Below are 19,115 nucleotides of genomic sequence, written 5' to 3'. Positions count from 1 at the left end.
CGTCGGTCCAGTGCAGCACGCCCTCGGACCAGACGTAGCGGGCCTGGCCCCAGCGCATCGCGGAGGCCGCGTCCGGGAAGAAGCCCGAGCCCTTGAAGTTGGCGCTGGTGTTGCAGAGCACCGGGACGCCGGTGAGCCGCTCGTACGCGGTCAGCAGCCGGTGCATCGTCGGGTTGTCGGCGTCCACGGTCTGCAACCGGGCGCTGCCGTCGAGGTGCACCACCGCCGGGATCCGGTCCTTCCACTCCGGACGGACGGAGTGGTCGAAGAGCATGTACGGATCCCGGGTGCCGGGGCTGAACACCTCCGGTGCCCGGTCCTGGAGGCAGATCGGGGCCACCGGCCGGTACCACTCCCGCCCCTTCATGGCGTTGAGCCGGTCCTTCATGGCAGCGCTGGTGGCCGGGGCGATGATGCTGCGGTGTCCGAGCGCCCGGGGGCCCAGCTCGGCCGGACCGTGCACCACGACCACCGGCTCGCCCTGCTCCTCCAGGAGCTTGGCCAGCTCCTCGATCTCGCAGGGGCGGCTGGACCAGCCGGCCGGCGTCCGCCGGGTCGGCGTCACCGGCGGGCCGGCGAAGACCGACCAGCGCAGCGCGGACCGCCCGGTGCTGCGGATCATCTCCACGCAGGCCGCGCCGATCGCCGAACCCGCGTCGTTGGGGAACGGCGGCACCCAGACGTCGGCGAAGAGGCCGCTGGCCCGCAGCCCGGCGTTCCACTTGATGTTCAGGGCGCAGCCGCCGGAGAGGCAGATCGGCAGGCCGTCCAGCTCGGGCAGCTCGGCGAGCTTCTGCTTGAGCCCGTCGACGAGCACCCGGAACAGGTGTTCCTGGAAGGAGGCGAGCAGCGCGGCGTCGGAGAGCCCCAGGGCGGCGGCCTCCTGCTGCACCCGCCGGCTCCACCCGTACGACTTGATGGCCCGGTCGATCGGCAGCATCGCCGCCGTGACGCCCTCCATCAGCTTGACGGCCTCCTCCGACGGCGGGTCGAGGGAGGCGTACGCCATCGCCTTGCCGGAGACCGGGAGCAGCGCCTCCATGCCCGGGCCGGGGTTGGATGCGAGCCGCCGCGAGTGGTCGACCCGGAACGGGCCGAAGTGCGACGCGAAGATCGGGTAGATGCCGCCGGAGACCTCCGCCACCGGGCCGTACGCGCGCACCGCCCGCCGCCGGGGGTCGTAGTGGTAGAGGTTGGGCGCCATCCCGCCGTCCCAGACCAGCATCAGCGCCGGCTCGTCCCGGGCGGCGAAGTCGCTGGTGCAGTAGCTGGCGAAGGCGTGGTCGGTGGCGTGGCTGAAGCTGCGGAACTCCGTCGGCGCCGGGCCGAAGAGCGGGCTGCTGCCCACTCGGCCGTCGAGCAGCCGGGGCGAGTCCGCCGGCGCGTCGTCGTAGCCGGCCACCTCGACCGGCCGGGCGGTGCCGGCGTCGTCGATCACCTCGACCCAGCTCTCGTTCTCCCGGCCCCGGGCCCAGCCGTCGATCACCACACTGGTCAGGTCGGCCGGGGAGATCCCGGCGTCGCGCAGCCGCGCGGCGATGTCGGCGGAGCGGTTGAAGGTGGCGTGCCGTTCCCGGTTCTCCAGCTTCTCCGCCTCCACCGAGAGCAGCAGGCGGTCGCCCTCCACGATCGCGAAGCCGCCGTCGTGGGTCATCTTGAGCCCGCAGATCAGGGGTGCAGACATCGCTTCTCCTCCCGGCGCGACCGGTCGGCGGCGACCTGGGTCGTGGTGGAACATAGGCGCGGCCCAGCCGGGGCGACAAGGCGCGCAGAACCACCCGCGACCCGGGCGAGTGACGCGATTCCGCAGTTGAACGGCGGTGCGGTCCGCGGCGACACTGCCAGACGTGCCGGAGCCGGTGAGTTTCGCCAGGGACGTGCTGCCGCTCTTCCGCGAGCTGGACCTCGAGATGCCGCACGCCTTCGACCTGTCCGACCACGCCGACGTCTGCGCGTGGGCCGAGGCCATCCACGAGCGCCTCGCGGACGGTTCGATGCCGTGCGACGCGCCGTGGCCGGACGAGGACGTGGCACTGTTCCGCCGCTGGATCGACGAGGGCCGGCACCCCTGACGCACCCGGCCGGGCCTCGCCCGGTCGGGCGCGGCCGGTTCGACGACGCCGGCGGGGAGCGCCCGGTCAGGCGCGGCTGAGCAGCGGGCGCGAGCGCCGGTCCAGCAACCCGCCAAGCGCCGGCGTCGCCGCGGCCGACCAGGTCGACAGCACCCGCTCGACGGCGCCGAACTCCGACTCGAGCACGGACAGACCCGCGGTCGGCACCGCCGCCCCGAGCGCGACCAGCAGCGGGCGCAGGTAGCTCTCGACCGCGTGCCGGTGGCCGCGGTCGGCGGCGGTCATCATCGGCACCGCCACCGTGCCGGCCAGGCCGTGCCGGGGCAGCAGGTCCAGGAAGAGCTTCAGCAGCCCGGTGTAGCTGCCCTTGTAGGTGGGCGAGGCGACCAGCAGCAGCGTCGCGCCGGTCACCGCGGCGTACGCCTCGCGCACGGCGGCGCACCGGTCCTCGGCCACGATCAACCCGGCCGGCAGCTCGGCGAGGTCGACCAGGGTCGGCGCGGCCAGCTCGACCCCCGCCTCGACCAGCCGCTCGCGCAGCAGCTCCGCCGCCGTCAGCACCACGCCCCGGGTACGCGACCTGGGCCGCGGGTTGCCGACCAGGACGGTGAACGGAACCGGGCCACTGTCGACAGACGTCATTGCCACACATTGGCACGGCCCGACGCGGCGCTGCTACGTTCCGCGACATGGCTGACCACGGCGACCCGCCCCGGTTGGAGGTCCGTGGCCTGCGCCCCGACGAACGCCGGCTGGCCGGCGGGCTGGTCGCCCGGGCAATGCGGGACAACCCCACCACGCTGGCGATGTGCGGCGCCGACCCGTTCGACCGGCTGGCGCACATGCAGCCGATCTGGACCGCCTTCTTCCACCGGCCGCCGGGCCCGGCGCTCGGCGCCTTCCACCGGGGCTGCCTGGTCGGCGTCGCCGGGGCCACCCCGCCGGGCGCCTGCGTCGGCAGCACCTACGGTCCGCGCGCCACACAGGTGGCGGGCGGACCAGAGCCGCCGCCCGGTGACCCGGGCCGAGCCGACTACGTGCAGGCGACGTACGCGGTCAACGACCTGCCGGAGCCGCACTGGCACCTGGGGCCGGTGGCGGTGGAGCCCGGGTTCCAGGGGCGGGGCGTCGGCGCGCGGCTGGTGCGCGAGCTGACCGCCGTGCTCGACGCCGACGGACACGACGGCTGGTGCGAGACCGACACCGAGGCCAACGTGCGGTTCTACCGGGCGCTGGGTTGGCGGGCGGTGCGCACCGTGCGGGTCATCGGGATTCCGCTGTGGTTCCTGCGCCGACCGGGGCCGCGTCCGGCGCCGCCGGCACCAGCGTCCGCAGCTCGGCGAACGGATCCAGACCCAGCGACACCCGGCCGATGAACTCCCGGGCCTCGATCGGCGAGTAGGGCTGCATGAACCCGCCGGCCCGCACGTCCCGGTAGAGCCGGCCGAGCGGGTGCCCGGTGAGGTACGACCCACCACCGACCACCGTCATCGCCTGGTCGACCACCTCCGTGGCGGCCCGGTTGACGATGAGCTTGGTGCACTGGTAATCCATCACCGCCCGGTGCACGGCGTCCATGGTCAGCTCGTCCTCGGGCAGCGTCAGGAACTCGTCCATCGCCTCGCAGGTGCGGCCCAGGGTGGCCCGGGCGGTGGCCAGCGCCACCTCCATCTCGGCGAGCTGCACCTGCACCGCCGGGCGCTCGGCCAGCAGGTGGTCGTACGGCTTGCGCTTGCGGGTCCGGGCGGCCGTCACGGTCAGCTCGTGCGCCGCCTCGGCGATGCCCAGGTACGCCCCGACCAGCGGGAAGTTCACCGCGACCAGGCCGGGCCACATCGCCGTGGTGGGCTCACCCACCCGACCGCCCAGCTGCACCATGTCGGCCGGCACGAAGCAGTCGCTGAGCACCACGTCGTTGCTGCCCGAGCCGCGCATCCCGACCGCGTCCCAGTTGTCCAGCACAGTCAGGCCGGGCGTGCCGCGCCGGATCACCGCGCTGCCCATCCGGTACCAGCCGGCGCCGTCGGGCACCCGGACGAAGACCGTGAACGCGTCGGCGACCGCCGAGTTGGTGGCGAAGGTCTTGTGCCCGGTGATCAGGTAGCCGCCGTCGGCCGGCCGGGCCTCGGTGGTCGGGAAGGAGAACGCGCCACCCGGCTCGGTGCCGGCGTGCGACATCACCAGCCGGCCCCGGCCCAGCAGCTTGACCAGGATGCGCAGCTGGGCGGTGAACGGCGCGTCGTCCGCGGACCGGCGCAGGGTGCGGCTGATGTCGAAGGTGAAGCCGAGGTGCATGTTCGCGGCGATGGCGGTGGCCGGGCAGCCGCGGGCCAGCCGGGACACCGCCACCGTCAGGTCGTGCAGCGAGTCGACGCCGAGCCCGCCGGCCTCGGCCGGCGCGGTGGCGGCGAGGAAGCCGCTGGCCCGCATCGCGGCGAAGTTCTCCCGGACGAAGGTGTTCTCCGCGTCGTAGCGCGCGGCCCGGGTGGCGAAGTCCGCCGCGTGCTCCTCGGCCAGTTCGACCATCCGGGCACCGGCCGGGGTCCTCGCCGACAGCGGTCGGGTCATGGCGTACCTCCAATGACTCGGGACGCGGGCGAGTCGGACCCTACGGACGCACCGGCGAGCGGCGCAACGAGCGCCGTTGCCGCCCGCGGCCGCGTCCGACCGCCGCGCAATGACCACCCTTGCCGGCCCCGACGGTCGCCGCCGATAGTGCGGGGCGTGGACGCACTGGACGGTTTCGTGCCCTGGCCGGCGGAGTTCGCCCGGCGCTACCGGACCGAGGGCTACTGGCGGGGCGAGACCCTCGGCGCCATCGGACGGACCGTGCCCGACCGGAACCGCACCGCGCTGGTGCACGGCGACCGGCGGTGGAGCTACGCGGAGCTGGACCGGCGGGCCGACCGCACCGCTGCCGGCCTGGCAGCGCTCGGCATCCGCCGCGGCGACCGGGTGCTGGTGCAGCTGCCCAACGTCGCCGAGCTGGTGCAACTCTCGCTGGCGCTGTTCCGGCTCGGCGCGCTGCCGGTGTACGCGCTGGCGCCGCACCGGATGGCCGAGCTGGGCCACCTAGCCGAGCTGACCGGCGCCCGCGCCTACGTGGCGCCGGACCGGTTCGCCGGCTTCGACTACCGGCCCCTCGCCGCCGAGCTGCGCGCCGCCAACCCGGCTCTGGCGCACGTGCTGATCGTCGGCGAGCCCGGCGAGTTCCGGGCATTGTCCGAGGTGGACGCCGAGCCGCTGGCGCTGCCCGGGCCGGCGCCCGGCGACATCGCCTTCTTCCTGCTCTCCGGGGGCACCACCGGACTACCCAAGCTGATCCCCCGCACCCACGACGACTACGCCTACCAGCTGCGGGCCTGCGCCGAGGCGCTGGGCGTGGACGAGCGCTCGGTCTACCTGGCGGCGCTGCCGGCGGCGCACAACGCGGCGCTGGGCTGCCCCGGGGTGCTCGGCACGCTGGCCGTCGGCGGCACCGTGGTGCTCAGCCCGACGCCGAGCCCGGACGACGCGTTCGGGCTGATCACCGCCGAGGGCGTCACCTTCACCACGCTGATGCCGCCGCTGCTGCCGGTCTGGGTGGACCTGGCACCGCTGCTGGAGGTGGACCTGCGGCCGGTGCTGCTGCAGGTCGGCGGCGCCAACCTGCAACCCGAGGTGGCGTACCGGGTGCTGGCGGCGGGTTGCCGGCTCACCCACTGGTTCGGGATGGCCGAGGGGGTGCTCAGCTACACCCGGCTCACCGACCCGCCGGACGTGGTGGCGCACACCCAGGGCCGGCCGCTGGCCGCCGCCGACGAGTACCGGGTGGTCGACGCCGACGGCGTGGACGTGCCACCCGGGGAGGTCGGCGAGCTGCTCGTGCGGGGCCCGTGCACGTTGCGCGGCTACTACCGGGCGCCGGCGTACAACGCCGAGGCGTTCACGCCCGACGGCTTCCTGCGCACCGGCGACCTGGTCCGGATCACCGAGGACGGGAACCTCGCCGTCCGCGGCCGGATCAAGGACGTGATCAACCGCGGTGGCGAGAAGATCGGCGCCACCGAACTGGAGGACCACGTCGGCGCCCACCCGGCGGTGCGCGCGTGCGCGGCGGTGGCCGTGCCGGACGCCACCCTCGGCGAGAAGATCTGCGTCTACCTGGTGCCGCGCGGCGAACCGGTCGGGCTGGACGAGCTGCGCGCCTTCCTCACCGGGCGCGGGCTGGCCGGCTACAAGCTGCCGGACCGGCTGGAGGTGGTAGACGAGCTGCCGCGCACCAGCGTCGGGAAGGTCGACAAGCGGCTGCTGCGCGAGCTCGGGGCCGGGGCCTGGGGATGACGCTGCGACGGCTGCGGGAGGCGCCGGGATCCCGGTGTTTCGTCTGTGCGCCCGGCAACCCGCGCGGGCTGGCGGTCCCGCTCTGGTACGACGACGCCGACGGCCACGTCGAGGCCACCGTGCGCTTCGACGAGCTGCACTGCGGCGCCCCGACGTACGTCCACTCCGGACTGGCGATGGCCGTGCTGGCCGAGGCGATGGCCTGGGCGGTGGTCACCACCACCGGCCGGATCGCGATCACGCTGGCCAGCTCCACCGACTTCCACCGGCCGCTGCGGGTCGACGTGCCGTACCTGGCCCGGGCCGAGATCGGCCAGGTCGCCGGGACGGACGTGCGCGCGTCGGCGGTGTTCCGGGCCGACGCCGAGGTGCTCGCCACCGCCACCGGCACCTTCCGGGTGATCTCGGAGAAGACCGCGGCGCGGCTGCGCGCGCGGGTCAGCCGTCCGGAGGGGACGTCGAGTAACCTACCGTGAGCCATTCGACACGGATGGCGATTGTCCGCACTGTCCTCGGAGGAGCCCGGTGACGACTGACGAATCGACCAGCACGGTTTCCGCCCCGCCCAACCCGCCGCTGCGGGCCCGCGGCGCCTGGCTCGTGCTCCTCATCGCCTGCGGCGCCTCCTTCACCGAACTGCTCGACGCCTCGATCGTCAACGTCGCGCTGTTCACCATCCGCAACGACCTCGGTCTCAGCGACCTCGGCCTGCAGTGGGTGGTCAACGCCTACCTGCTCGCGTTCGGCGGCCTGCTGCTGCTCGGCGGCCGGGCCGCCGACATGTTCGGCATCCGCCGGATGCTGGTCGTCGGGCTGGTGGTGTTCATCGTGGCGTCGCTGCTCGGCGGGCTCGCGCTCAACGGCGCCTGGCTGGTGGCGGCCCGCGCCGGGCAGGGCGTCGGCGCGGCGATCATCGCGCCCACCACGCTGGCCATCCTCACCACCTACTTCACCGACCCGAAGCAGCGGGCCGGCGCGATCGGCGCCTGGATCACCGCCGGGGTGGTCGGCGCCGCGCTCGGCTCGCTGATCGGCGGGCTGCTCACCGACCTGCTCGACTGGCGCTGGGTGCTCTGGATCAACGTGCCGGTCGGGCTGCTCCTGCTGGGCGGGGCGCTGGTCGGCCTGCGGGAGATCCGCCGGCCGGCCCAACGGCCCGGGTTCGACCTGGCCGGCGCGGCGGCGGTCACCGCCGGCCTGCTGCTCGTCGTGCTCGGGGCCGCGTCCACCAGCAGCTACGGCTGGGGCTCGCCGCGCACCCTGGTGCCGCTGCTGGGCGGCGTCGCCCTGCTGGTCGCCTTCGTCGCGATCGAGCGGCGGGTCCGTACGCCGATCGTGCCGCTGGACATCTTCCGGCTGCGCACCGTCTCCGCCGGCAACGCGGTGGCGTTCCTGGCCAACGCCGCCAGCCTGCCGATGTACTACCTGCTCGGTCTCTTCCTCCAGGACGTCTACGGGTTCAGCCCGTTGCAGGCCGGGCTCGCCTTCCTGCCGCTGTCGTTCAGCATCGTGATGGGCTCGTTCGCCGGCAGCATGCTGCTGCCCAAGGTCGGCCCCCGGCCGCCGATGCTGGCCGGCGCGGCGATCGCCGCGGCCGGGCAGGTCTGGCTGTCGCTCGCCCCCGACGACGGCAGCTACCCGGTCCACGTCCTGGTGCCGACGATCCTGATGGGCATCGGCATCGGCGCCATCTTCGTCCCGGCCACCAGCACGGCGACCGCGGGCGTCGCCGAGGAGCGCTCCGGCCTGGCCTCCGGCCTGGTCAACACCGCCAACCAGTTCGGCGGCGCGCTCGGCGTGGCGGTGCTGGCCACCTTCGCCGCCTCGTTCGCCACCGCTGCGGCGGGCTACACCAACGCCATGCTGCTCGCCGCCGGGGTCGTGCTGCTCGCCGGGGTGGCGGCGTTCTCCGCGCCCCGGGCCCTCCCCGAGGGCGCGGGCACGCCATGACGGTGACCGACGAGGCGCCCGCGTCGATCGGGCAGCGGCTGGTCTGGTTCCTCGAGCACTACCGCTCCGAGTCCTCGTCGGTGAGCTGCCCGGCCCTGTTCCGGATCCGGGGCGACCTGGACACCGGACGGGTCCGGGCGGCGGCGGAGCTGCTCACCGCCCGGCACGGGTCGCTGCGCACCACCCTCGTGCGGCGGGGCCGCGAGCTGGTGCAGCGGGTGCACGACCGGCTGCCCGCCCCGGTACGCACGGTGGCGCTGCCGGCCGGCGCGGAGGCCGAGCTGACCCGGCAACTGCGCGCCGAGCTGACCGCGCCGATCCCGGTCGACACCATGCCGGTCCGGTTCACCCTGTGGCGCCTCGGCGACCGCGACGCCGTCTGGTGCGTGAACATGCACCATTTGATCTCCGACGCGTGGTCCTGCGGAGTGGTGGTGGACGACGTGGTGCGGTTGCTCGGCGCGGCGCCCGGGACGGACCCGGCGCTGCGCCCGGTCGACTGGCAGTACCTCGACTTCTGCCGCTGGGAGCGGGCCGCGGCCGACGGCGGTGAGCTGCGCCGCCAGCAGGAGTGGTGGCAGGCGCGGCTGGCTGGGATCCGGCTGCCGGTGCTGCCCGGCCGCGCCGAGGTCGTCGACCTGGCCCGGCCGGAGCCGGCGCTGGCCGTCGCCGAACTGCCCGGCCCGGTCGGCGACGGGCTGCGCGAGCTGGCCCGGGCCGAGCGGACCACGCTCTTCTCGGTCTTCCTGGCCCTGTACTACCTGCTGCTGCACTCACGGACCGGGCAGTGCGACCTCACCGTCGCCTCGTTCTTCGCCAACCGCACCCGCCGGGAGTTGCAGCACACCGTCGGCTTCCTGGCCACCATGCTGGCCCTGCGCACCGCCGTCGCGCCCGCCGGGTCGTTCCGCGACCTGCTCGCCGAGACCCGCCGCACGGTGCTGGACGCGGTGGTGCACCAGGCGGTGCCGGCGCAGATGCTCTCGCTGCCGTCGCTGGTGCACTCGCCCGGCCGGCTCAACGACGTGGTGTTCCAGATGCTGCCCGACCGCAGTCCCGAGGCGTGGGAGGCGGCCACCCTCCCCTCCGGGCTGGAGGTGGGCACCTTCCGGCCGCCCCAGGCGCTGAGCCGGTTCGGGCTGAACCTCACCGTCATTCCACGCGGCGACCGGATCGAGGCCCGGCTCTCGTACGCCCGCAACCAGTTCGCGCCGGAGTGGGTCGAGCGCTTCCTGGCCGACTTCGCGGCCACCGCCCGGGCGGTGCTGGCCGACCCGGGCCGGTCGCTGCCGGCGCTGCTGGGCCAGCTCCGCCCCGCCACCGAACGGGCCGCGTCGTGACCGCCGGAACCGGCAGCGTCGCCACCGGCGGGCGAGGGCGCGGAGTGACCGCCGGAACCGGCCGGAGCGTGACCGCCGAGGGGGCCGGGTCGTGACCGGCGACGGGCCGCGCGAGCGGGTACGCGCGATCGCCACCGCGCTGCCGGAGGTGACGGCGGACGGCGAGGGCCCGCACGTCGGCTACCGGGTGCGGAAGAAGACCTTCCTGTGGTTCCTCGACGACCACCACGGCGACGGCCGGGTGGTGCTGCACGTCAAGGCGGCGCCGGGGGCGCAGCAGGCGCTGGTCGGCGCCGACCCGGTCCGGTTCCACGTGCCGAGCTACCTGGGCGCGCGGGGCTGGGTGGGGGTCGACCTGGAGGCGCCCGGGCTGGACTGGGACGAGGTGACCGAGCTGGTCCGCGAGGCGTACCGGCTAACCGCGCCGAAGCGCCTCGCGGCCGAGGTCGAGTGACGTCCTGGCCCGCGCCGGCGCGGACTCCGCGTCCGGTGGCGCAGCGGCGGAGCCGGCGGCGGACCCGGCCGGCAGCGGCGGGGCGACGAAGCCACCGGTGAGGCGTTCCACCAGGCGGGCGAAGCCGATGGTGGAGCGGTCGTCCCAGCGCGCCCCGATGATCTGCGCCCCGACCGGCAGACCGGCGGCGGTGTGCCCGACCGGCACCACGGTGGCCGGCAACCGGGCCAGGCTGGCCAGGTTGGTCCAGACCATGTGCACGAAGTACGGCACCGACCGGCCGTCGATCTCCAGCATCCGCTCCGGGGCGGGGCGGTCCAGGTCGTGCGGGAACGCCGGCAGCGGGGTCACCGGGGTGAGCACCACGTCGACCTGGTCGAACACCGCCGGCCAGGCCGCCTCGATCCGGGCCCGCCGCTCCTGGGTGGCGGCCCAGTCCCGGTAGGACTGGGTGAGCGCCTGGGCCAGCGGGTCGTCCGCGCCGACGGCGAGCAACTGCCCGTACTCGTCCGGGGTGAAGTGCGCCGACAGCACGCCGATGAGCAGCCGCACGTACACCTCGTGCATCTCGTAGAACGGCCGGGGCGGGCGCAGCCGCTCGACCAGCACGGCGCCGGCGTCGGCGAGCCGGTCGGCCAGCCGGCGCAGGATGCCCAGCAGCTCCCGGTCGGTGCGGGCCAGCGGGCTGTCCAGCCAGAGCCCCACCCGGCACCCGCGCAACTCGGGCAGCCGGTTGGCCGGCAACCGGCCGCCGGGCACACCGGCCAGGTCGGCGCCGACCAGCACGTCCAGGGCGAGCTCCAGGTCGTCGGCACCGCGGCCGAGCGGGCCGGCGGTGCCCAGCTCGGGGGTGGCCAGCGCGCCGGGCGGCGGCGGCAGGTGCCCCCGCCCGGGCACCGCGCCCCAGCTCGGCAGGTGGCCGAAGACCCCGCAGTAGTGCGCCGGTGCCCGGATCGAGCCGGCGATGTCGCTGCCCAGCTCGATCGGGCTCATCCCGGCGGCCACCGCCACCGCCGAGCCGCCGGACGAGCCGCCGGCGGTGCGGTCCGGCCGCCACGGGTTCACGGTCAGGCCGTACCGCTCGTTCCAGGTCTGGAAGTCGCCGGCGTAGCGCGGCACGTTGGTCTTGCCGTAGACGATCGCGCCGGCGGCTCGCAGCCGGGCCACCGCGTCGGCGTCCCGGGCGGGCACGTGCTCGGCCAGCTCCGCCGCGCCCGCCGTGGTGCGCAGCCCGGCCGTCTCGAAGACGTCCTTGACCGTCATCGGCAGCCCGTGCAGCGGGCCGAGCGGCCGGCCCCGGGCGCGGGCGTCGTCAGCGGCCCGGGCCTCGGCGCGGGCCCGGTCCAGGTCCGTCGCGACCACCGCGTTCAACCCGTCGTTGTACGCCGCCACCCGCGCCAGGCACGCCTCCAGCAGCTCGGCGCTGCCGACCTTCCCGGCGGCGAGCGCCGCGACCAGCCGGGCGCCGGTGGCGGTCGCCAGAGCGACCATCGGCTCAGGCGGCGGAGCAGACGAAGAGCATCACCGAGAAGGTGGTGATGTTGCTGGCCGGGTAGGTGGTGTCGAGCTTCAGCCCGGCCTTGGCGAACAGCTCGCGATACTGCTCCACGCTGAGCTCCTGCCCGCCGACGCTGGTGAGCATCCGCAGGTCGAGGGCGGTCATCACGGCCCGGTTGGACTTCGTCACCGGCGTCTGGAGCAGCATCACCTTGCCGGTGTCGCCGGCGGCCTCGGCGCAGCGGCGCAGGATCCGCACCGCGTTCTCCTCGGACTCCTGGTCGACGACCTCGGAGAGCAGGTACGCGTCGGCGCCCGGCGGCAGCGGGTCGAAGTAGCTGCCCGGGGTCACCGAGGTCCGGTCGGCCACCCCGGCCGCCTCGAAGTTGCGCCGGGCCCGCTCGATCATCTGCGGGAAGTCGACCAGCGTCGCCTGGAGGTGCTCGTACTTCTTCAGCAGCCGGATCAGCGGGGCGCCGCTGCCGCCGCCGACGTCCACGATCCGCTTCACCGTCGACCAGTCGTAGCCGCGCAGCAGGGACCGGGAGGAGAAGTTGACGATGGTGTCCAGCGCGGTCTCGAAGCTGTCCCCCATCGCCGGCGAGGAGACCAGATCCTCCCAGTACGGCTTGCCGTGCTGCGCCGGGTAGACCGGCTCCCCGGTGCGGACCGACTCCAGCAGGCCGGACAGGGACAGGTCGGCCTTACCGCTGAACGAGTCCAAATCGAGCAGCACCCGCATGCTCATCGGGTGGTCGCTGCGCAGCTGCTGACCCACCGGCCCGACGTCGTAGCCGCCGTCGGCCCGCTCGGTGAACACGTCGTAGCTCGCCAGGTGCACGAGCAGTCGGCGCAGCGCCTTCGGGTTCGCGCCGCAGCGCTGCGCCAGCGTCGGCACGTCGGTCGCACCGTCGGTGATGTGGTCGGCCAGGCGCAGCGTCGCGGCGACCCGCACCGCGTACGGGGTGACGAGGTTCGCCACGTTCTCCAGCCCGAACTGCGAGTTCTGCTGGCTGCGGATGCTCCCGATCGAACTGCTCTGGGCTGGCTGCCGGGTACTCACGACCGTCTCTGACACCGCGGACCTCACTCATCCATTGGCCGACGACACTTCTCCCTGAGCACCATGCTGGGATCGGCGCGGGGGCACAACTGCGAGCAGCGCGCAGTTGACCGTCCTCAGTGGAGGTCGAGCCGGTAGAGCCGGTGGAACCGGTGCGCGACGTCGAGCACGGTGACGCGGGCGAAGCCGGCAGCGGTGGCGTGCCGGCGGACCGTCTCGGGGCGTAGTACCGCGCCGGTGCCCACCGACCCCTCGTCCACCAGGCTCTGCGGCAGGCAGTGCAGCAGGCTGACGGTGTAGATGAAGCGTTCCGTCTCGTCGGCGGGCGCGGTGAACCGCTCGGCCGCCCGGGGTTCCATCAGCAGCACGGCGCCGGTCGGCTTCAGCATGGCCCGGCAGGCGGCGAGCACCTCCACCGGGCGCGCCATGTCGTGCAGCGCGTCGAGGACGCAGACCAGGTCGAACCCTGCCGCCCCGGCGGGGCCGGCGAGGTCGACGGCGTCGGCGGGGCCGGCGAGGTCGACGGCGTCGGCGGCGTCGGCGTGGTCGGCGGGGTTGGCGAGGTCGACGGCGGAGAACCGGACCCGCTCGGCGGCGGCCGCCGGTACCGCGGCCCGGGCGGTCGCCAGCGCGTCGGCGTCCCGGTCGAAGCCGTGCACCCGGGCCAGCGGGTAGGTGCGGGCCAGCACCAGCGTGGAGGTGCCGGTGCCGCAGCCCACGTCGGCGATCGCCGCGCCGGGGCGGCGCAGCGCCTGGTGGACGTCGGGCAGGGCGCTCCGCAGCCAGCCGGGCAGCAGGTCGGTGAAGACCGAGCGGTTCATCCCGGCCTGCGCCGCCCGCAGCGCCTCGCCGTACGCGTCCGGAGGCACCCCGGTGCCGGCCCGCATCGCCTCGGCCAGCCGGGGCAGCGCGGGCGCGATGCCGCCGACCGGCAGGACGCTGAGCGGGGCGACCGCCCACGGCCCGCCGGTGTCGGTGAGCGCCAGCCGGTGCCCCTCCGGCAGGGTGTACCGACGCCGGTCGGCGGGGACCGTGCCGTCGTCGACCGTCACGATCCCCGCCGCCGCCTGCTGCTCCAGCCACTCGGTCGCGTACCGGGGAGCGACGCCGGCCCGGTTGGCGAACTCGGCGGCGGTTGCCGGCCCCTTCGCCAGCGCCTCGTAGAGGCCCAGCCGGACGCCCAGGTAGACGGTCATCAGCTCGGCGGCCGCGAGGCTCGCCTGGAACAGCCGTCCGCCGAGGGCCTGCGCCTGGGCGTGCGCCCTGCCCCCCGGGGTCATGTCGCCACGGCCTCCCGGGTGACCTGGTCGCCGCGGATCTCCCGCCACCCCGGCTGCAGCTCGACGGTGTCGGTCAACCGCTGCCAGAACACCCAGGAGTGCCCGCCCGGGTCCTTGAGGCCGTAGGCGCGCACCCCGTACGGCTTGTCCTCCGGGGCCTGCGGGTCGGCGCCCGCCGCCCGGGTGTTGGCCCAGTGGGCGTCCACGTCGTCGACGTAGAGGATGTTCTCCTGGCCCAGCGGCCCGGCCACCCCCCGCTCGGCCCAGAACCCGGGGCACCCGCACACCTGGAAGACGGTGTCACCCGCCCGGATCTCGGCCTCCTGGACCACACCGTCGGGGTCGACCCAGCGCACCTGCTCCTCGAAGCCGAAGGTGCGCGCGAGCCAGTCCAACGCCGCGGCCGCGTCTTCGTAGTACAGGTAGGGGCTGACACCCACGTACCGCACCGGCTGTCGGTCCATGCCGTCCTCGATTCCGCTCGATGGAACAGTCACATTAGCGTGAGCAACCGGACACGGAGGTGAACATCGTGGGCGATCTCGCGTCCGACACCGAGGTGGAATCCGTCGCACCGGGCCGGTTCGCCGCGACGCTCTCCGCCGACTGGCAGCTCGTAGGGCCCAACGGCGGCTACCTGGCGGCGGTTGCGCTGCGAGCCGGTCAGCGGCTGGCCGACCGGTACCGGCCGGCGAGCATGTCCTGCCAGTTCCTGGCCCCCGCCCGGTTCGGCCGGGTGGAGCTCACCGGCACCGTGCTGCGGGTCACCGAACGGGCGACCGCGCTGCGGGTGGCCATGTTCCAAAGCGGCGACCAGCTGCTGGAGGCGCAGGTGTGGGCCACCCCGGAGCAGCCGGAGGGGCCCGTCGTGGCCTGGCACGAGATGCCGGCGGCGCCCGGCCCGGACCGGCTGCCCGACCTGAAGGCACGGCTGGCCGCCGCCGGCGCGTGGGTGCCGCGCTGGCACGACAGCGTCACCCTGCGGGTGGTGCCCGGCCCGACGCCCGAGCTCACCTGGGCCCGGTTCCGGCCGGTGCCCGCGTTCGACGAACCGTGGCTGGACGCCTGCCGGGCGCTGATCCTGGTGGACAGTCTCCAGTGGCCCGCGATCCGGGTGCTGATGCCGGACCGGGACCGCACCCTGGCGCTCACCACGCACCTGGCGGTGACCTTCCACCGCGACGCCGGGGACGCGGAGTGGCTGCTGGTCGACGCCCGGGGCGCCGCCGCGGCGCACGGCTTCGTCGGCGGTACGGCCGCCGTCTGGTCGGACGACGGCCAGCTGATCGCCGCCGGTCAGCAGCAGATGCTGCTGCATCAGCTCAGCCGCCCGGCGGCCTTCTCCCGGGGCAGCTGAGCGCCGAAGCCGGCGGGTCGGCCGGCGCCCGGCGGGGTCCAAGTGGCGAGGTTGCACAGTCGAACGCGTCCCGGCCTTCGGTCTACCTTGCAACCCGGATGCCCCGAGTGCGGAGGTGGAGGACGTGGACATCGCGAGCGCGCTGAAGGTGCTGAACAGTCCGGAGGGCCGCGCCGAGCCGTACGCGGCGTACGCGGCGATGCACGCCCACGGACCGGTGATCCCCTTCGGCCGACGGGTCCACATCATCGTCGGGTACGACCACGTCGACGCGATGATGCGCGACTCCCGGCTGCTGCTCGACGGCACCGTGTCGCTGGACCGGTACGTCCGCAACTGGCGCGAGCACCCGTCGATGCAGATGATGGCGAACTCGCTGCACTCGGTGAACCCGCCGGACCACACCCGGGTCCGCCGGGTCTTCGGGGCCGCGTTCACCGCCCGCCGGGTGGCTGCCATGCAGGAGAAGATCGAGCAGCGGGTGGACCGGCTCATCGACACCCTGCTGGAGAGCCGGGGCGGGTCGGTCGAGTTCATGGAGACCTTCGCCTACCCGCTGCCGCTGGGCATCTTCTGCGACCTGATGGGGGTGCCCGACGCCGACGGCGAGTGGCTCCGCCCGCACTGGGACGAGCTGGTGAAGGTGCAGAACATGCAGTTCGGCGAGGCGCTGTTCAGCGCCGACCACGCCACCGCCGAGCTGTCCCGCTACTTCGACCGGCTGGTAGCCGAACGGCGGGCCGAGCCGCGCGACGACTTCCTCACCGCCCTGCTGGAGGCGAACGACACCGCCGTCGAGGGGCTCGACCACGACGAGCTGATCGCCAACCTGGTGCTGCTGCTGATGGCCGGCTGGGAGACGGTGGCGAACATGCTCGGCAGCGGGCTGGTCATCCTGCTGGAGCACCCCGAGCAGGCCCGGCGGCTGCGCGAGGACCCGTCCCTGGGGCCCGGCTTCGTCGACGAGATCCTGCGGATGGAGTCGCCGATCCAGTGGACGCTGCGCTGGGCGGCCGAGGACATCACCGTCGCCGGGGTGAACGTGAAGGCCAACCAGCACGTGCAGATGATGCTCGGCGCGGCGAACCGGGACCCGAACCGCTTCCCCGACCCGGACCGGTTCGACCCGGACCGGCCGAACAACCATCCGCTGACCTTCGGCGCCGGCGCGCACATCTGCCTCGGCCAGGCGCTGGGCCGGCTGCAGGGCCGGATCGCCTTCCCCCAGCTGCTGCGCCGGCTGCCCGACCTGGCGGTGGCCGAGGAACCCACCCGGCTCGACCGGCCCGCCCAGCGGGGCTACTCGAAGCTCCCCGTCAGCGTCGGCTGACCGATGGCCGCCCGGCACCACCACGGCCCGGCCGTCACCGCCACCGAGGACTTCCTGTCGGTGGTCGGCACCCCCGAGTACGTCGCCGACCCGTACCCCTTCCTGCGGCGGCTGCGCGAGACCGCGCCGGCGCTGCACGCCGGCTCGGACATCTGGGTGGTGCCCCGGTACACCGACGTGCTGCGCGGCCTCAAGGACCCGGCGCTGAGCTGCGACTTCGCCCGGCTGGAGCACTACGACCGCTACTTCCGGGCGCGCGGCGTGGACAACCGGTTCCCGCTGCCGCTCAACGCGCTGGATCCGCCGGACCACCGGCGGATCCGCTCGGCCATCACCCCGGAGTTCCACCCGGCCGCCGTGGACGCGCTCCGCCCGGTGATCACCGAGACGGTGGACGAGGTCCTCGACGAGCTGGAGGCGCGGGGGCGGACCGACATCGACCTGGTGGACGACGTGGCGTACCCGATCCCGGTCGCCCTCATCGCCCGGCTGTTCGGCATCCCCCGCGCGGACCAGCCGCTGCTGCGCCGCTGGTCGCACGAGTTCGGCGTGGCCTCCGACCCGGACGCGGTGCTCACCGACGCCCAGCGGGAGCAGGCCGCGGAGGCGACCCGGGAGGCCGGCGCCTACTTCGCCCGGCTGGTGCGCCGCCGCGACGCCGTGCCCGGCGGCAACCTGCTCGGCCGGTGGCTGGCGGCCAGCCGCGACGACCGCACCATGTCCCTGCCCGAGCTGCTGGTGAACGGGGTGTTCCTGCTGATCGTCGGGCACCACAACACGGTCAGCCTGATCGCCAACGGGATGCTCGCGCTGCTGGAGCACCCGGACCAGCTCGACCTGCTGCGCCGCTCACCGGAGCTGATGCCCAACGCGGTCGAGGAACTGCTGCGCTACGACAGCCCGGTGCAGACCTCCACCCGGGTCACCACCGGCGTCTACCACGTCGACGGGGTGGACATCCCGGCCCACCGTCAGGTGATGCTGCTGCTCGGCTCGGCCAACCGCGACGAGCGGGTCTTCGCCGACCCGGACCGGCTCGACCTGCGCCGCCCGGAGGCCCCGCGCAACCTGGGGCTGGGCCGGGGCATGCACTCCTGCCTCGGCGGCACCCTGGCCCGGATCGAGGTCGGCGCCGCGCTGGCCGCGCTGGTCCGCCGGTATCCCGGGATGAGCCTCGCCGGGCCGGCGCGCCGCCGGGTGCCCTGCTTCACCCTGCGCGGCCTGACCAGCCTCCCGGTCCGCCTCGGCTGAGCCCCGCTCAGCTCACCCGCAGCGGCAGGCGGTGCAGGCCGCGGTTCCACAGCGACGCCGCGCGCACCGGCTCCCCGTCCAGCTCCACCGTGGCGTAGCGGGTCAGCAGCCGGCGCAGCACCAGCTCGCCGGCGAGCCGGGCGAGGTGCAGGCCCAGGCACAGGTGCATGCCGTGACCGAAGGCCAGGTGCGGGTTCGGCTGCCGGTCGGGCACCACCTCGTCGGCCCGGTCGAACGCCCGGGGGTCGCGGTTGGCGGCGGCCAGCGACACCTCCACGAAGCGGCGCGCCGGCAACCGGCCGGACGGCAGGTCGATCGGCGCCTCGGTCCAGCGGATGGTGGTCTGCACCGGGCTGTCGTAGCGCAGCAGCTCGTCGACCACGGTCGGCACCAGCTCCGGCGTACGGCGCAGCCGGTCGAGCAGCTCGGGTCGGGACAGCAGCGCCAGCACCCCGTTGCCGATGCTGTTGGTGGTGGTCTCGTTGCCGGCGAAGAGCAGCAGGGTGGCGTTGGCGGAGAGTTCCTCGGCGGTGATCCGGCCGGCCCGCCAGGCCGCCGCCATCCCGGCCAGCAGGCCGTCCGCCGCCGGCCGGCGCACCATCCGGGCGAAGTAGTCGGCGAAGAAGGCGTTGGCCTCGTCGCTGCGGGCCAGCGCCTCCGGCGGCGGGAAGACCGCTGACGCGTCGATCAGCGCGGCGATCCCCCGCTTCAGCTCGGCGGCGTCGGCGTGCGGCAGGCCGAGCACGTCGGAGACGAGCAGGATGGGCAGGTCGGCGGCGACCGCCTCGATCAGGTCGAAGCGGTCGCCGGCCCGGTCGAGCAGGCCGTCGACCAGCGCGTCGACCCGCTCCCGCTGCCCGGCCACCGGCCGGGGAGTGAACGGGGTGAGCATCAGCCGGCGGATCCGCCCGTGCCGCTCCCCCTCCAGGTTGAGCACGCTGGCCAGGAACGAGGTCAGGGTGGGGCCGGTGCCGGCCACCCGGCGCACCAGCCGGGGCGGCACCGACCGGCCGCAGCGGCGGTCGCGCAGCAGCGCCGTCACGTCCTCGTACCGGGTGACCAGGTAGGTGCCGCCGGGGGTCAGGTGCAGCGGATCGGCGTCGCGTAGCCGGGTCCAGGTCGGATAGGGGTCGTGCAGGAACGCCGGGTCGGACCGGTCGAAGGTCACCCGCTCCGCCACCCGCTCGCCACCGGGCAT

Annotated in this window: 18 protein-coding genes; 10 read left to right on the top strand and 8 right to left on the bottom strand. The window is 74.5% G+C overall.

Going from position 1 to position 19,115, the window contains the following annotated elements:
* The coding region (locus DLJ47_RS23760) for a carbamoyltransferase N-terminal domain-containing protein (RefSeq protein ID WP_109902900.1) at nt 1–1,684 on the bottom strand (1,684 nt) is incomplete at its 3' end.
* A gap of 163 nt (nt 1,685–1,847) precedes the next feature.
* Between DLJ47_RS23760 and DLJ47_RS23755 the strand changes: the two genes are divergently transcribed.
* Nucleotides 1,848–2,072, top strand: coding sequence for a hypothetical protein (locus DLJ47_RS23755; protein ID WP_109902898.1), 225 nt, complete (start codon nt 1,848–1,850; stop codon nt 2,070–2,072).
* A gap of 66 nt (nt 2,073–2,138) precedes the next feature.
* Here the strand turns inward: DLJ47_RS23755 and DLJ47_RS23750 are convergent, their stop codons facing one another.
* On the bottom strand, nt 2,139–2,714 hold the full coding sequence (locus DLJ47_RS23750) for an NAD(P)H-dependent oxidoreductase (RefSeq protein WP_109902896.1): 576 nt from the start codon (nt 2,712–2,714) through the stop codon (nt 2,139–2,141).
* 47 nt (nt 2,715–2,761) lie between these two features.
* On the opposite strand from DLJ47_RS23750, the gene DLJ47_RS23745 reads away from it, so the two are divergent.
* Nucleotides 2,762–3,448, top strand: a complete 687-nt coding sequence (locus tag DLJ47_RS23745; protein WP_109902894.1) for a GNAT family N-acetyltransferase — start codon at nt 2,762–2,764, stop codon at nt 3,446–3,448.
* On the opposite strand, the gene DLJ47_RS23740 is transcribed toward DLJ47_RS23745, so the two are convergent.
* Nucleotides 3,336–4,640, bottom strand: coding sequence for an acyl-CoA dehydrogenase family protein (locus tag DLJ47_RS23740; protein WP_109902892.1), 1,305 nt, complete (start codon nt 4,638–4,640; stop codon nt 3,336–3,338). The two genes, DLJ47_RS23745 and DLJ47_RS23740, sit on opposite strands and share 113 nt — an antisense overlap.
* A 156-nt stretch (nt 4,641–4,796) precedes the next feature.
* Here DLJ47_RS23740 and DLJ47_RS23735 point away from each other — a divergent pair, with 156 nt between their 5' ends.
* From DLJ47_RS23735 to DLJ47_RS23715, 5 genes are all read left to right on the top strand, one after another.
* Nucleotides 4,797–6,395: a (2,3-dihydroxybenzoyl)adenylate synthase gene (locus tag DLJ47_RS23735; RefSeq protein WP_233257982.1), complete on the top strand. Its 1,599-nt coding sequence runs from the start codon at nt 4,797–4,799 to the stop codon at nt 6,393–6,395.
* Nucleotides 6,392–6,871, top strand: coding sequence for a PaaI family thioesterase (locus tag DLJ47_RS23730; protein ID WP_109902888.1), 480 nt, complete (start codon nt 6,392–6,394; stop codon nt 6,869–6,871). The genes DLJ47_RS23735 and DLJ47_RS23730 overlap by 4 nt, the downstream gene beginning before the upstream one ends.
* A 49-nt stretch (nt 6,872–6,920) precedes the next feature.
* Nucleotides 6,921–8,345 carry an MFS transporter gene (locus tag DLJ47_RS23725; RefSeq protein WP_199235982.1) on the top strand — a complete coding sequence of 475 codons (1,425 nt, stop codon included), beginning with the start codon at nt 6,921–6,923 and terminating at the stop codon, nt 8,343–8,345.
* Nucleotides 8,342–9,685 (top strand): condensation domain-containing protein, encoded by a 1,344-nt coding sequence (locus tag DLJ47_RS23720; protein WP_109902886.1) that lies wholly within the window; start codon nt 8,342–8,344, stop codon nt 9,683–9,685. Before DLJ47_RS23725 ends, DLJ47_RS23720 begins: the two co-directional genes overlap by 4 nt.
* 91 nt (nt 9,686–9,776) lie before the next feature.
* Nucleotides 9,777–10,139 (top strand): MmcQ/YjbR family DNA-binding protein, encoded by a 363-nt coding sequence (locus tag DLJ47_RS23715; RefSeq protein ID WP_199235981.1) that lies wholly within the window; start codon nt 9,777–9,779, stop codon nt 10,137–10,139.
* Here DLJ47_RS23715 and DLJ47_RS23710 read toward each other — a convergent pair.
* From DLJ47_RS23710 to DLJ47_RS23695, 4 genes are all read right to left on the bottom strand, one after another.
* Entirely contained in the window at nt 10,101–11,630 is a 1,530-nt protein-coding gene (locus DLJ47_RS23710) for an amidase (RefSeq protein WP_109902884.1), read from the bottom strand. The genes DLJ47_RS23715 and DLJ47_RS23710 overlap by 39 nt on opposite strands.
* 4 nt (nt 11,631–11,634) lie before the next feature.
* The gene (locus DLJ47_RS23705) at nt 11,635–12,699 is read right to left on the bottom strand and encodes a methyltransferase (RefSeq protein WP_109902882.1); all 1,065 of its coding nucleotides are present in this window, start codon (nt 12,697–12,699) and stop codon (nt 11,635–11,637) included.
* 116 nt (nt 12,700–12,815) lie between these two features.
* On the bottom strand, nt 12,816–13,979 hold the full coding sequence (locus DLJ47_RS23700; RefSeq protein ID WP_109902880.1) for a class I SAM-dependent methyltransferase: 1,164 nt from the start codon (nt 13,977–13,979) through the stop codon (nt 12,816–12,818).
* Complete coding sequence (locus DLJ47_RS23695; protein ID WP_109902878.1) at nt 13,976–14,443, bottom strand: VOC family protein; 468 nt, start codon at nt 14,441–14,443, stop codon at nt 13,976–13,978. The genes DLJ47_RS23700 and DLJ47_RS23695 overlap by 4 nt, the downstream gene beginning before the upstream one ends.
* Nucleotides 14,444–14,511: 68 nt before the next feature.
* On the opposite strand from DLJ47_RS23695, the gene DLJ47_RS23690 reads away from it, so the two are divergent.
* The 3 genes from DLJ47_RS23690 to DLJ47_RS23680 all read left to right on the top strand — a co-directional run bounded on the left by DLJ47_RS23690 (nt 14,512) and on the right by DLJ47_RS23680 (nt 17,917).
* Nucleotides 14,512–15,336 (top strand): thioesterase family protein, encoded by an 825-nt coding sequence (locus DLJ47_RS23690; protein ID WP_158289887.1) that lies wholly within the window; start codon nt 14,512–14,514, stop codon nt 15,334–15,336.
* 124 nt (nt 15,337–15,460) lie between these two features.
* Nucleotides 15,461–16,666: a cytochrome P450 gene (locus DLJ47_RS23685; protein WP_146228185.1), complete on the top strand. Its 1,206-nt coding sequence runs from the start codon at nt 15,461–15,463 to the stop codon at nt 16,664–16,666.
* 3 nt (nt 16,667–16,669) lie between these two features.
* Complete coding sequence (locus DLJ47_RS23680; RefSeq protein ID WP_109902872.1) at nt 16,670–17,917, top strand: cytochrome P450; 1,248 nt, start codon at nt 16,670–16,672, stop codon at nt 17,915–17,917.
* 7 nt (nt 17,918–17,924) lie between these two features.
* Here the strand turns inward: DLJ47_RS23680 and DLJ47_RS37665 are convergent, their stop codons facing one another.
* Nucleotides 17,925–19,115, bottom strand: a complete 1,191-nt coding sequence (locus DLJ47_RS37665) for a cytochrome P450 (RefSeq protein WP_109902870.1) — start codon at nt 19,113–19,115, stop codon at nt 17,925–17,927.

This window comes from Micromonospora sp. S4605 (assembly GCF_003176715.1).
GTDB lineage: Bacteria > Actinomycetota > Actinomycetes > Mycobacteriales > Micromonosporaceae > Micromonospora > Micromonospora echinaurantiaca.
This window is presented reverse-complemented; position numbering and strand designations above follow the sequence as displayed.